The organism is Kouleothrix sp. 19917 (genome assembly GCF_057073505.1).
The window spans coordinates 4,490,272-4,504,027 of sequence record NZ_CP097099.1 but is presented as its reverse complement, the minus strand read 5'-3'; the positions used below and the strand labels follow the sequence as shown (position 1 = coordinate 4,504,027).

The window sequence follows — 13,756 nt, the reverse complement described above, 5'->3', positions numbered from 1 at the left end:
TCGGTGTATTATAGCGCCCATTCTGCCCTGGCAACGCATTGTGCCGGCTGCGGGCGGCTGCTGGCCGCCGGGCGTGGCATGCGTATGGAGTGGGCGCGCCGCGCCCGAACAGAAGGGATTGCACTATGGGTCTGCTCGATGGCAAGAAAGCCTTGATTCTGGGGGTGGCGAACGATCACTCGATCGCCTGGGGCATCGCGCAGGCGCTGCACGCCGAAGGTGCCGAGCTAGGCTTTACTTATGTGGGCGAGGCGCTGGAGCGGCGTGTGCGCCCGCTGGCCACCAGCTTGGGCGCGACACTGATCGAGCCGTGCGATGTGCAGAGTGATGAGCAGATCGACACGCTGATGGGGCGCGTGCGCGAGCAGTTCGGGTCACTCGATATTTTGATCCACGGCATTGCGTTTGCGAATAAGGATGAGCTGAGCGGCGACTATCTGAACACGACCCGCGAAGGCTTCCGGCTTGCGCTCGAAGTAAGCGCCTACTCACTCACTGCCCTTGTCAAAGCTGCGCGCGGCCTGCTCAACCCGGGCGCGTCGATTCTTACGCTCACCTACCACGGATCGCAGCAGGTTGCGCAGAACTATAATGTGATGGGCGTAGCCAAGGCCGCGCTCGAGGCCAGTGTGCGCTACCTGGCGAACGACCTGGGGCCAGAGGGCATTCGCGTAAATGCGATCAGCGCTGGCCCCATCCGCACGCTGGCCGCCAGCGGCATTGCGGGCTTCCGCAACCTGCACAAGCAGTTTGCCAGTGTCGCGCCGCTGCGCCGCAATATTACGATTGACGATGTGGGCAAGGCCGCGCTGTGGCTGTGCAGCGACTGGTCGGCGGGCGTGACGAGCGAGACGATCTATGTGGATGGCGGCTTCCACAATATCAGCGTGACGCTGCAGGATTAGCCAAGCAATACACGGGGCCGGCTGGTACATCGTACCGGCCGGCCCCATTTTTTTGCCCTGAACGTTATGAGCGGCGCTTGCGCAGTTGCTGCGGCGCAAGCGGCTGCGCTGGCTTTTTCAGCGGCTTGGTGAGCGGGCGCGTTTCGGGAGGTGGTGTGGTGACGTCGTGCGGCGGCTCGGGCGCGTCGATCAGCTTGCGGTAGAGATAGCGCAGCAGCAGCCGGCCAACAGCCACAGCGGGAATACCGATCAGCAGGCCAAACGGCCCGCCAATCGCGCCGCCGGCCAGAATGGCGAACAGCACCAGCACCGGGTGCAGATGCACCGCGTGGCCCATCACCTGCGGAATAATAAAATTATCTTCGGCCATACGCAGCACGAAATAGCCGACGCCAATCACCACTGCGAGCAGCAGGTGGCTCCAGCCGAAAGGCGTCGTGGGTTGCAGCAGCGACACCGAAACCGCCAGGCCAGCCGCCGACCACGGGCCGATCAGCGGGATGATCTCAAGCACGCCGCTGGCGATTGCGATCACCAATGCATAGCGCACCTGCAGGAAGGTGAGCATAATATACGTCAGCACCGACATAATTGGGATGAGCATAAGTGTGCCGCGAATATAGCCATTGAGTGTGGCATCGACCTGCTGGCCAAGCGTGCGGATCTCAGCGCGGTAGGGCGCGGGCACCAGCCCATACATCCAGTCGGTAAGCTGCTCGGCTTGCAGCAGCAGATAGAAGGTGACGATCAGGTAGGTGACGAACAGCACCACGCTTTCGAGCGCTGACACGACCAGATGCGGCACGGTGGCGGGCAAGGTCGTCGCAAGATCGCTGACAAAGGAGTAGATCGGCGCTTCCAGCTCGCGCAGATCGAAGGTAACGCCACCCAGATCCCAGATCTGATTGTCGGCCAGCAACTTTTCGATCTGAGCGCGCATGGCTGGGAGCTGCGCCACCATTTCGCCATACTGTGCGGCCAGGCGCGGGCCAAAGGTTTGGATCAGGCCGTAGACAACAATGCCCACGAGCACATACAGCACCAGGATCCAGACCGCGCGCCCAATGCTGGTGCGGCGGTTGAGCCAGCTAATCAGCGGGTTGAACAGATATGCAGTGATCAGCGCTGCAATAAAAGGGGCCAGGATCGATTGTGCCAGCCAGATCAGGAGCAGGCTCATGGTCACAATCAGCAGCACGGTTATGAACTTGCCTGCAGAGGAAAGCCGGATTGGTTTTGGTTCGACGCTCACAGCGATACCTCAGGTGTGTGATACGACAACGCCCCCGGCTGATACCGAGCGGCGTTGTATATAATACCCTTATTGTACTGCATGACGGGCCGAAAGAGAAGCGACCGCGCGCCTGCTACGGATGGCAATTATGTCAGGAACAGGCAGCCTGGGTTGAATGATTGTTCAGGTTGTGCGGCGCAGCGGGATATCGGCTTTGATGTGATCGTTGGCTTCGCCGCGCAATATCGAGACTTCGATTTCGCCAGGCTCGACGGAAGGCACATATTTCGCGATCACAGCAGACAGCTCGGCTTTCAGCTGATCGAGCATCTCGGGGGTCAGCTTGACGCGATCGTGCACCAGCACGGTCAGCAGCCGCTCGCGGGCCACATCCGAGCTGCGCTCGCGCTTTCCGCCGAAAAGAGAGTTGAAAAAACTCACGCTCGTCTCCTTCGTTAGGACGAATGGTTATACGCGAATGTTGCGCCACCCGGTGGTTAGCGCTCGCTGCCGCGTGGCCGCCGCCCAAACATGCCAAACAGCCGATCCATCATGCCTTGCTGCTCTTCGAGCACCATAAAGGGCACTTTTTCGCCTTTGAGGCGGCGGGCAATGTCGAAGAAGGCGCGCCCGGCCAGCGACGCGCGCTCAAGCACGGCCACCTCGCCGCGGTTGGTTGCCGTCACAATCGCTTCGTCGTCGGGCACCACGCCAATCAGGTCGATCGCCAGAATTTGCAGCACATCGTCGACGCTCATCATATCGCCGCGGCTGACCATGCGTGGCTTGAGGCGGTTGAGGATCAGGCGCGGGTGGCCCTTCTCAAAGGCTTCGACCAGGCCAATAATCCGGTCGGCGTCGCGCACGGCCGAAACCTCGGGCGTGGTGACGATCAGCACCTCATCCGCGCCAGCGATGGCGTTGCGAAAGCCCGCTTCGATGCCGGCCGGGCTGTCGAACAGAACGTAATCGAACTCGGCGCGCAGCTGGTTCGCCAGCGCGATCATGTCGTCGGGGTTCACGGCGTCTTTGTCGCGGGTCTGGGCGGCGGGCAGCAGGCACAGGTCGGGCAGGTGCTTGTCTTTGATCAGCGCCTGGCGCAGCCGGCAGCGCCCTTCCACCACATCAACCAGGTCGTAGACGATCCGATTTTCCAGGCCCATTACAACGTCGAGGTTGCGCAGGCCGATATCGGCATCGACAACAGCCACGCGCAGGCCCTGCATGGCCAGTGCGGTGCCCAGGTTGGCGGTTGTGGTCGTCTTTCCGACGCCGCCTTTGCCGGATGTGATGGTGATGACGCGCGACATATTCCCTCCGAAGTTTTGAGTTTTCAGTGCTGAGTTTTGAATTGAAACAGGATTCAACGCAAAACGCAAAACTCAAAACCCATACTTACTTTCGATAGGCATCCCATGCCTCGACGTTGATCTGGTCGTTATCGACAAATGCGACTTCCGGGTAGCTATTGCTGCCGCCTTCCGGCGAGCGTGCAATCAGGTCGGCGATGCGCAGCTGCATGGGTGCCAGCTCCAGCGCGCCAATAATTGCGCTGCGGTCGCCCAGCGCGCCGGCATGCACGATCCCGCGCAGCCGCCCCCACACGATCACATTGCCGGCGGCGATGATCTCGCCCCCGGCGTTGATATCGCCCAGAACGGTGACATGCCCGTGGTGGCGAATGACCTGGCCCGAGCGCACGGTGCGGGTGATAAAGCCGGCGTCGCCGCGCTCTTCGGGCTCGGGGGTGCGCGCCAGTGCCCGCGCAGTAATGCCAGCATTGCGGGCGGCATTGCGGCTTTCGCGCGTGGTCGAGGCGAGCGACTCGGGCCGCACGCCGTGCTGCTTCATCAGATCCAGCAGGGTGGTGAGCTGATTATCGCTCAGTGTGCGCTCGCCAATGTCGATAATAATGTGTGCGCCATGAAAAAAGTTCGCCCCCTGGCTGAATTGCCCACGGAGCGCTGCCACAAGCTCATCCCATGCCGCCGCTTCGTCAAGCTGGAGGCGCAGGCCGTCTTTGTTGCCTTTGATTGCGATCAGGTTCGCCATGGCTGGTTCGTCGCACACATGTTGCAGTTGGTACTCACCATAATACCATATGTTGTCAAGTATTTCAGAAAACTACACACAAGCATGTTCCGCTCTTATCACGAGTCGTGCGGCGCAATTGTGGAAAACCCATGCAGTGAGAACCAAGAACCGAGGACCAAGAACCAAGAACCGTGGACCAAGAACCGTGGAACTGAGAATGGCTGGCGTTTATGCGTTGTGGTTCCGTGGTTTTGCAGTTTTGTAGTTCATTTACCGCAGCAGGCTAGCGCGACGTAGGGCCAACCAGTGGCGGCGCGACTGCGCCGATGGTTGGGCGCGGCGGCAGCGGCGGCATGTCGGTCTGGCAGCCGCGTGGCAGCGGGTTGGGCGGGGTGGTGCCGAAGTAGGCTTGCATGATTTGCGTGACGGCTGGCACGGCAATGGTGGCCGAGCCGTCGCCCAGGTCGCCCGAACCCTCGACCAGAGCGAGCACTTCGATCTGCGGGTCGTTGGCGGGCGCGAAGCCAACGAACCACGAATGGCTCTGGCGCACAGCCAGGCGCGCACGGCCGTTTACTGGCGGCGGCTGGATCTCGGGGCCGAACTCGGCGGTGCCAGTTTTGCCGGCGATCTGCAGGCCCGAGCACTGGTCGCGCGCGGCGACGTTCGCGCCCTCGGTTACCGAGCGGCGCATGCCGTCGTGCACCACCTGAAAATACACCGGGTCGACCGGGACGTTGCGCAGCACTTCGGGCGCGACCGTGCGCACCACATTGCCGCGCGAATCAGTGATAGCCTGAACGATCTGCGGGCGCAGGAGCGTGCCGCCATTCGCCACCGCCACGCCACCCGTGATGAGCTGCAAAGGCGTCACTTCAAGGTCGCCCTGGCCGATCGCGGCGTTGTACAGGTCGCCGGTAGTCCATGCTTCGAGCTTGGCTTTTTGCTTCCACTCGGGCGTTGGCACGCGCCCGGGCAATTCGCCGGCCAGCATCACGCCGGTTTTCTGGCCCAGGCCGAACAAGCCCATGCCAGCGGCAAAGCGCTGGTCGTTCAAACCCTGCGGGATGTTTTTCTGCGGGTCGCTGAGGTTGACCACCTGCTCTTTGTTGCCGCCCACCACCGACATAAAGAAAATGTTCGACGAGTGCAGCAGTGCATCGGAAACGTTGATGTCGCCATAGCCGCGCGAGCCGGCGTTGCGGAAGGTGGTGGTGACGCCCGGCGCGAAGCGGTTTTCCACCACCAGCGTGCCTGGGTCGTGGACGCGCGTTTGCGGCGTAATGACGCCATCCTGCAGCGCCACCAGCGCGTCGAACTGCTTGAGTGTCGAGCCGGGCGGGTATTGCAGCTGCACGGCGCGGTTCAGCAGCGGCGTCAGGCGGCGATTTTCGGGGTTGGAAAGATCGAGCAGTGCGCTCAGGTCGCTGGTGCGCTTGGGATCGGACCAGACATTATTGTCGTAGCCTGGCCAGCTGGCCATGGCCAGAATCCGCCCGGTTTTCACTTCCATGGCAATTGCAACGCCCGAGCGCAGCGGTTTGTAGTCGCGCTTAAAGGCGAACTGGCCGCTTTGCGCCAGGCGGCGCTTTTCGGCAATGTCGATCCAGTTGCGCAAAATCTGCTCGACCTGCTGCTGGAAAGGCGCGTCGATCGTGAGCACAAGGTTATTACCATCGTGCGTGGCCTTCATCTCGGTGGGCGCCTGCACGGGCCGGCCGGCGGCATCGACCAGCAGGCTGTTCCAGCCGAGCTGGCCACGCAGTTCGTCTTCGTAGCTCGCTTCCAGCCCGTCCTTGCCAATCCGGTCCTGGTTTTCAAGGTAGCGCGGCACACCTAGCTCGTCGGGGCGCAGCTGTTTGGTGACAATGCCACATTCTTCGGCGTGGCCGAGCGACTCGAGCAGGCTGCCCACCCACGAGCGCGCGCTGTTTTTGCGCACCAGTTCGCATTCCGTCACGCTGCCAATATAGCCAAGCAGGTGCGAAAACGACTGAATCTGGCCGCTGAGTGGGTAGTTGCGCCGATAGTCTTGCTCGATCACAACGCCGGGCAGGCTGGTGGCGTTTTCGCGCAGAATCAGCGCCAGCTCGCGCGGAATATCCTGCTTGATTGGCACGGTCTGGTAGCCCGGCACGTCGGCCTGCGCAACTTTCACGGCCAGCGGGTTGGTGAGCGCCAATGTCTGCGTGTAGGCGGCGCTGAGCGTAAGCGCATTGCGAAGCTGTTTCGGCGGCACAGTCAGCTCGATCCAGTCGGTGTCGGCGGGGCGGCTGATTGCGCTGAGCGCAGGCGTGCCAAGCAGGCGCGCAATATCGTCGCGCAGGGTGGAACTGGTGTCGAGGCTGCTCGCGGGCGAGATGACGAGCGTGCTGGTGGTGGTGACAACCGTGCCGCCATCAAGCGTGACGGGCACCAGGTCGGGCACGGGCGTGCCGCCGCTGCTGGGTGTGCGGCGCGGCGGGCCAAACTCGGCCACCGGGCGGTATTGCGCAACCAGCTGCGCCGCGCCGGGCCGCAGCTCGGGCGCGAGCTGGAGCGTGGCGGGCGGGTGCGATTCGAGGCGCTGGGCAGTGGCTAAGCTGGGCGCGCCAAGCCCTTGCAGCAGGTCGTTGTGCAGCACGCTCTCGTCGAGCGCGGCGGCGGGCGAGATCGTGAGCGTGTTCGAGATGCCAAGCAGCTGGCTCAGGCGGCTGAACACCTCGGCGCGCGCTTCTGGCTCGCTGATCAGCGAGGGCAGGTCGGCCGGGCGGATCGAAACCGTGTAGATCGGCACACTTTCGGCCAGCAGCGTTTTGCCATCGGCCGCAAAAATTTCGCCGCGAGTTGGCCGCACCGGCAGGTAGCGCAGTGTGCGCGCGCGCGACGAGGCGCTGTAGCGTTCGGCTTCGTCGGGCACGACCTGCAGCTGGTAGAGCCGCCCAACCAGGGCAACCAGAATGGCCAGCACGATCAGTTTTGGCAGAATAATACGGTTCACGATTTGCGATTTTGGATTTACGATTTACGATTGTGACGCCCGACCGCGGACAAACGACCGGAAAAATTCACCACAGAGGCGCAGAGAACACGGAGATGGTGCGATTGAGGGTTGGTGCGATGCAACTCAACACTCAACATTCAGCACTCAAAACTCCTGACGATGTGGCGTGGTCGGTCATTCGATTTGCAGCCTGAGCAAACGAACACTAACCACTATTCTCCCTCCCCTGCTCTGGTGTAATTCCAAGTGAGGTTATAGGGTAGTGAAGGGCTTCACTACGCATTGCAATCACCAATCCCTATTCCCCAGGCCCTAACCCCCGCGCGTTCACGCGCACTAATACACATCGAGCGCGACTTCGCCACGGCGGCGACCTTCCAGCCAGCGCATCAGCAGAAACAGCGGCAGCGCCGGAATGAGCAGCAGCAAGGTGCCAGGGAGTGCCACCACGGTCAGGTAGGTGCGCACATCAACTGGCGCGGTGAGCAGTGTGCTGAGCAGAATCATCATGGCATGGTAGCCAACCGTGCCAAGCATAATACCCAGCAGTGGCAGCAGCCAGTTGCTGCGGCTAAGCCAGGCCAGTGGCAGCGTGCCCAGTAACACTGCCAAGAGCAGCGCCAGCGCGTGCGAGCCTAACGCTGTGTCGGCGAACAGATCGAGGCCGAGGCCTGCATAGAAAGCCCAGCGGGCGGCGTTACGCGGGCCATTCAGCAGCGCCCGGCAGATAATGATGAGCAGCAGCAGGTTGGGCGTGCTGCCAAACAGTTTGGGCAGCACAGTAGCCTGCAGCATTGCGGCGGCCAGCAGCACCAGCGCCAGCCACAGCTCGCGCACAATGCGCTCTTCTAGTCGTTTTGGTTCAGCAGAACCCATGCATACGTCACACGGTCGGGATCGACATACGGCCGCACGTCGGCGTTCTGGTTGTGGCCGTCGATTTCGATCTCCTCGACGGTGCCAATCGGGATGTCTTTCAGAATCGCGGCGCGGGGCAGCTCGGTGTCGAACTGAGCCGTCAGGCCAGCGGTGAAGACAATATCGCCAGCCGTCAGCGGCAGCGAGCGATCAATCGCTTCGAGCCTGAGCCGCGAGCCAACCTGCCACTGGCCCTGCACTACGCCGGTGGAAGCGACATTATTGTGGTAGATCTTGGCGCTCACCGCGCTGCTATAGTCGGTGATCAGCAGGACGCTGGCGCTGCGGGGGCCAACCGAATCGACCACGCCGATCAGGGCGGGCGGGCTGCTGCCTTCCTGCCCCAGCACCGCCATGCCGGGCCTGATGCCCTTTTCTTCGCCGGCATTCAGCATCAGCATGCGGCGGCCGCCGTCGGGCGAGCGCGCGCTGACATCGGCGCCAAGTAGCTGCCATTTGCGCTCGCGCTCAATGCGAAGCTGCGTTTCGAGCTGGTCAAGCCGCTGCTGCATTTCCTGGATCTTAATGTTTTCGGCCTTCAGGCTGCCGTTTTCCTGCTCCAGCGCAGCCACGCGGTCGCGCAGTTGCTGCACCTCGCTGATGCTCTGCCCGATGCCGCCAACGCGGTCGCCGAACTGGCGCAGGGGCTGCATCAGCGGGGTAAGGTAGGTTTGCACCCGCGCGCGCAGCGGCCCAAGCATGCCGCCCTGGTCGAGCACTACCAGCAGCAGAGCCAGCACCAGCAGTGAAACGATCAGGGTCAGCGAGCGGTAGGGCGATGGGCGGGGGAGCCGCATGGAGCGATTGCGAACGGAGTCACGCATAGTCAGAAGGCACATTGCGAATTGGAGAAGCGCCGGGTTCAGCGCTCCCCAATCGGCAACTACTTGTAGCGAACGCGCCGGGTGCGCTGCGTGCTGTTCAGAATGTCGCGGTACACCGGGTTGTGGAATTCTTCGACCATTTTGCCGGCACCGCGCGCCACGCATGAAAGTGGGTCTTCGGCGATATGCACGGGCATTTTCGTCTCGGCGGCGATGCGCCGGTCGAGGCCGTGCAGCAGCGCGCCGCCGCCAGCCAGCATAATGCCGTGCTCCATCACGTCGGCCACCAGCTCGGGCGGTGTTTCTTCCAGGGCGGCGCGCACCTCGGCCACAATCGTGTTGACGGGGCCAGAAATGCCTTCGCGCAGCTCGACGCTGGATACCTCGACGGCTTTGGGCAGGCCGGTCAGCATGTCGCGGCCGCGCAGCACCACGCGAATTTCTTCGTCGAGCGGGTAGGCGCTGCCGGCGGCGATCTTGACCTTCTCGGCCATGCGCTCGCCAATCAGCAGGTTGTACTCGCGGCGGGCGAAGTTGACAATCGCCTCGTCGATCTCGTCGCCAGCGGTGCGGATCGAGTGGTTGATCACAATGCCGCCCAGCGAGATCACAGCCACCTCAGTGGTGCCGCCGCCAATGTCGACAATCATCGAGCCCATTGGTTCGTCGACGGGCAGGCCAGCGCCAATCGCGGCGGCCATTGGCTCTTCGACGACATAGGCATCGCGGGCGTTGGCGTTCAGCGCGGCATCGCGGGCGGCGCGCATTTCCACCTGCGTCACGCCCGAGGGCACGCCCACCACCACGCGCGGGCGCGGCGAGATCACGCCAAACGAGCGATCGTGCGCTTTCTTGATGAAGTGCGTGATCATCTTCTCGACGACGTCGAAGTCGGCGATCACGCCATCTTTCAGCGGGCGCACGGCGATGATATTGGCAGGCGTTTTGCCCACCATCGCCTTGGCCTCCGCGCCGACGGCTTTTACTTCTTTGCTTTTTTTATCGATGGCGACAACCGAAGGCTCGCTGATGACGATGCCCTTGCCGCGCACATGCACGAGGGTGTTGGCGGTGCCGAGGTCGATGCCGAGATCGCGACTGAATGCGCCAAAAAGTGAGTTCAGCGGGTTAATCGCCACGTGTGTATTCCTCCAACCGCGACCCGCGTCGAGCAGGGATCGGGGCGGTGTTGCCGATATGTCAAGCGAATATGGCGCCATTATACCATAGGTTGCTGTCGCGCCTTTCTGACAGGATGCTGACAGTCGCGCCATGACATGCCGCGCCGCGAAGCGTCAGCGCCATGCAGCGCGTTGCTTACTTGTCATAAGGAAATAAGAATTTGTTTACAGCATTGCGGATAGTTTCCCTGCCGGCACGCTGCTGGTGTGTCACGGGAGTGGTCATTGCCCTTCCTCCCCACTGTGCCCATCCATCTGAGCAAGGTCGCTCCGCATGCCCAGGCGCGTGAAAACCGCGCGCACCTCGCGCCAGAGCGCCAGGCCGGCCAGGCGGTTGCCACGCGCCAGCTCATAGCGAGCCAGCTCGCGCTGGGTGAGTGCGCGCTCGTATGGCATGCCCAGCTCGGCAAAGATACGCGTGCTTTCGGCGAAGCAGGCTGCGGCGTGTGGCTGGCGCATTGGCGCGGGCAACTGGGTCGCCGCCTCGCGCAGCGCCATTGCGCCTTGCGGCTGGGCGGCAAGCTGGCCCAGCACGCGCCACGCCAGCCCGAGGGCCGGGCGATCGCGCAGGGCCTGGGCCAGCTCAAAAGCTTGCTGCACAGCGGCCAGTGCGCCGGGAATATCATTCTGGCCCAGGCATGCCGCTGCCAGGCGGCAGTGAACGCGCGGCAGGCCGGGGTTATTCGGGGCAGCGATGCGCAGCGCCTGCCGCAAGTTCTGCTCGCCCTCGGCGAAGCGCGCCAGCGCCACCTGCGTGCCGCCCAGGTTTGCCAGCGACTGGCATTCCAGCTCGGGGTCGTTGATCTCGCGCGCAATTGCCAGCGCCTCGTCGTAATGCTGCGCGGCGGCAGCGTAATCGCCGCTGCTTTCGGCGGTGAGACCAAGGTTGTTCAGCGTGCCGCCGACGCGCAGGCGATCACCCAGTTCGCGGTGCAGCTCCAGCGCGCTGCGCATGGCGCGGCTGGCCTGCGGGAAGTTGGCGGCAGCTTTGTGGATCGCGCCAAGCAGGTTGAGCGCCCGGCCCATTTCGCGCAGCGCGTCGTGCTCGGTGGCGAGCAGCAGCACCTCTTCGGCGCGCTCCTGCGCGGCGGCTGCATCGCCCTGCTGGAACAGGCACCAGGCCTGGAGCTGCTGGGCCATGGCGCGCTCGACATGCGCGCCGACCTGCTCGGCGATTTGTTCGGCCTGGGCGGCGCTGGCCTGGGCAGCCGGGTAGTCGGCCTGCCGCTCGCGCACTTCGGCCAGCCCATACCACGCGCGCGCCTGGGCAATGCCGTCGCCGGCCAGCTCAGCGGCCGAGCGCATGGCGGTGTAGCTGGCGGCTGCATCGCTGTAGCGCCCCTGCCACAGCAGCATCTCGCCCAGCCCTTCGTAAGCAGCAGCTTTGCGCATTGCGCCAGCTACATCGCGCTCTTCGGTAGTGGGAAGCAGGCGCAGCACCTTGCGGAAGTGTTCGGCGGCTACATCCGACGCATAGATTTCCTGCGCCTGCCCAGCCGCGCGCGCATACCAGTCGGCGGCGCGGTCGGCGTCGCCAGCGCGCTCGAAATGCTCGGCAATCAGCCCAGCATACTCGGCCACGCGCTCGCCACTGCGCTCGATCAGCCATTCGCCCGCCTGCGTGTGGTACTGGCGGCGCTGGCGCTTCAGCACGCTGTCGTAGGTCACCTGGTGCAGCAGGGCGTGCTTGAACATAAATTCCTGTGTGCCGGCGAACGACGACACCGGGCGCGCGACCGTCAGCCCTTTGGTGTGCAGCGTTTCAAGGTCGGTGAGTGTGCGCATGATGCTGGCCATGTCGCGGGTGGCGCGCATGTCGTTCTGAACGCGTGCGCTGCGCCCGGCCCGCCCGTCGGAGGCCAGCCGCTCGGCGGCGGCATCCCAGAACACGCGCCCGATCACCGAAGCGCGCTGCAGGGTTGCGCGCTGCTCGGGCGCCAGCGCGTCGATGCGCGCCTGAAGCACGCCAGTCAGCGTGGGCGGCACGCGCGTCTCGGCCAGGCGCGCCACCTCCACGCGCCACTGCTCGCCTTCGGCCACGATCACGCCATCTTCCACCAGCATTTTGATCAGCTCTTCAAGGTAGAACGGGTTGCCTTCCGAGCGGCTGACGATCAGATCAACCAATTCGGGCGGGGTGTTGGGAATCTGGCGCAGAATCTGGGCGACCAGGCTGCGGCTGTCGGTTTCGTTCAGCGGGCGCAGCGCGATGCGTGTGGGGTTCGGGTGCTCGCTGCCCCAGGCAGGCCGCCGCTCGAACAGCACTGGCCGCGTCACGGCCAGCAGCATCAGCGGCAGGCGCTCGCAGGCCCGCGCCAGGTAGTCGATCACTTCCAGCGAGCTGTCGTCGGCCCAGTGAATATCTTCCAGGCAGATCAGCGCCGGCTGCACTTCGGTGGCGGCTTCAAAGAATTGCGCCAGGTAGTGGTAGGCGCGGTCGCGCAGCTGGCGGGCGTTGTCGAGAATGCCGTGCAGCGCCGGGCTGGCCGAGAAGTCGAAGCCGATTAGGTGGCCGATGAAGGGCGCGCGCTCGGCACCGGCCGCGCCCATAAAGCTCACAATGCCGCGTTCGAGTTTCTGGCGCGCCTCGGCGGCGCGGTCGCTGTCGTGGATCTGGAAGCGGAAGGCGAACAGGTCGCGGATGAGCGCGTAGGGCCGCCGACCCGGCTCCTGGCCGCCGCGCCCGCGAAACAGCCAGACATGCTCGGGCTGCTGGCCGCCCCATTCGAGAAATTCTTCGACCAGGCGCGACTTGCCGACTCCTGCGTCGCCCAGCAGCGTCACCACCTGGGCGCGCTGTTGCGCCCCGCAAGCGCGCAAGGCATCCTGCAAGGCGGCCAGATCGGCATCGCGCCCGATCATCGGCGTGGCCACGCCCTGCACGCCGCGCAGTTGCGTTTCCTGCGTGCGCGGGCGGGCGCGCCGCACCTCGTAGACCTGGATCGGCTCGACTTTGCCTTTCACTGCCAGTGGCGGCTGCGGCTGCACATCGAACAGGCCGCGTATATGCCGATAGGTTGCGTGCGAAATCAGGATGCCGCCAACCGGCGCGGCGTGCTCAAGCCGGCTGGCGAGGTTGACAGTATCGCCCACAATCGAGAAATCTTCGCCCTGCCGCCCGCCCAGAAAGCTCACCACCACCGGCCCGGTATTGATGCCGATCCGCATTGCCAGGCGAATGCCGCGCTCGCGCTCCAGCTCGGCGTTCAGCTCGGCCAGCGAGGCGTGCATGTCGAGCGCCGCGCGCAGGGCGTGCTCGGGGTCGCGCTCGTTGGCGGTGGGGATGCCAAAGATCGCCATCACTGCGTCGCCAATGAACTTCTCGATCCAGCCGCCGTAGTGCGTGATCGCTTTCGACAGGCGGCCAAAATAGGCCCGAATCACGTCGCGCACGTCTTCGGGGTCCATTGTCTCGGCGGTGGCGGTGAAGCCCGCCATATCGGCAAACAGCACCGTCACCTGCTTGCGCTGCTCGTCGAGCGCGGCCAGCTGCTGGCGCAGCGGTGCCAGCGCCGCATCGGTGAGCGCATCGCCCAGGGTGGCGCGGCGCTGCTCGATCGCGGCGATGGTTTGCTCGATGTCCTCGCGGCTTGGCATGCGTGCGGCCGGCCTTTTGCTGAAAGCGATGGTAGCGGTCAATTATACTACGCCCGCGCGCCTTGCCCGGCTCATTCATG

10 protein-coding genes are annotated in these 13,756 nt (G+C 63.9%); 1 reads left to right on the top strand and 9 read right to left on the bottom strand.

All coding sequences use genetic code 11. From position 1 onward, the window contains the following. Positions 1-125 precede the first annotated feature (125 nt). Positions 126-905: an enoyl-ACP reductase FabI gene (locus tag M1P90_RS18370; RefSeq protein ID WP_483696740.1), complete on the top strand. Its 780-nt coding sequence runs from the start codon at positions 126-128 to the stop codon at positions 903-905. A 64-nt stretch (positions 906-969) separates the two neighbouring features. Here the strand turns inward: M1P90_RS18370 and M1P90_RS18365 are convergent, their stop codons facing one another. The 9 genes from M1P90_RS18365 to M1P90_RS18325 form a co-directional block, all read right to left on the bottom strand. Continuing rightward, positions 970-2,157, bottom strand: coding sequence for an AI-2E family transporter (locus M1P90_RS18365; RefSeq protein WP_483696739.1), 1,188 nt, complete (start codon positions 2,155-2,157; stop codon positions 970-972). Positions 2,158-2,322: 165 nt separating this feature from the next. Then, positions 2,323-2,580 carry a cell division topological specificity factor MinE gene (gene minE / locus M1P90_RS18360; protein WP_483696738.1) on the bottom strand — a complete coding sequence of 86 codons (258 nt, stop codon included), beginning with the start codon at positions 2,578-2,580 and terminating at the stop codon, positions 2,323-2,325. Positions 2,581-2,636: 56 nt separating this feature from the next. Then, complete coding sequence (gene minD / locus M1P90_RS18355; protein ID WP_483696737.1) at positions 2,637-3,449, bottom strand: septum site-determining protein MinD; 813 nt, start codon at positions 3,447-3,449, stop codon at positions 2,637-2,639. 85 nt (positions 3,450-3,534) lie between these two features. Further along, complete coding sequence (gene minC, locus M1P90_RS18350) at positions 3,535-4,191, bottom strand: septum site-determining protein MinC (protein WP_483696736.1); 657 nt, start codon at positions 4,189-4,191, stop codon at positions 3,535-3,537. Positions 4,192-4,456: 265 nt separating this feature from the next. Beyond that, a complete protein-coding gene (locus M1P90_RS18345; protein WP_483696735.1) occupies positions 4,457-7,153 on the bottom strand; it encodes a penicillin-binding transpeptidase domain-containing protein in 2,697 nt (898 codons plus the stop codon). A 339-nt stretch (positions 7,154-7,492) separates the two neighbouring features. After that, entirely contained in the window at positions 7,493-7,993 is a 501-nt protein-coding gene (gene mreD, locus M1P90_RS18340) for a rod shape-determining protein MreD (RefSeq protein WP_483696734.1), read from the bottom strand. 11 nt (positions 7,994-8,004) lie between these two features. Next, positions 8,005-8,898, bottom strand: coding sequence for a rod shape-determining protein MreC (mreC, locus tag M1P90_RS18335; protein ID WP_483696733.1), 894 nt, complete (start codon positions 8,896-8,898; stop codon positions 8,005-8,007). Positions 8,899-8,957: 59 nt separating this feature from the next. Next, on the bottom strand, positions 8,958-10,037 hold the full coding sequence (locus tag M1P90_RS18330; protein ID WP_483696732.1) for a rod shape-determining protein: 1,080 nt from the start codon (positions 10,035-10,037) through the stop codon (positions 8,958-8,960). A gap of 264 nt (positions 10,038-10,301) precedes the next feature. Then, positions 10,302-13,676 (bottom strand): ATP-binding protein, encoded by a 3,375-nt coding sequence (locus M1P90_RS18325; protein WP_483696731.1) that lies wholly within the window; start codon positions 13,674-13,676, stop codon positions 10,302-10,304. Positions 13,677-13,756 lie beyond the last annotated feature (80 nt).

Excerpts from the sequence above, each read along its gene's own strand:
- M1P90_RS18370 (WP_483696740.1), top strand. The coding sequence starts at position 126 with ATGGGTCTGCTCGATGGCAAGAAAGCCTTGATTCTGGGGGTGGCGAAC.
- minD (WP_483696737.1), bottom strand. The coding sequence starts at position 3,449 with ATGTCGCGCGTCATCACCATCACATCCGGCAAAGGCGGCGTCGGAAAG.
- minC (WP_483696736.1), bottom strand. The coding sequence starts at position 4,191 with ATGGCGAACCTGATCGCAATCAAAGGCAACAAAGACGGCCTGCGCCTC.
- mreC (WP_483696733.1), bottom strand. The coding sequence starts at position 8,898 with ATGCGTGACTCCGTTCGCAATCGCTCCATGCGGCTCCCCCGCCCATCG.
- M1P90_RS18325 (WP_483696731.1), bottom strand. The coding sequence starts at position 13,676 with ATGCCAAGCCGCGAGGACATCGAGCAAACCATCGCCGCGATCGAGCAG.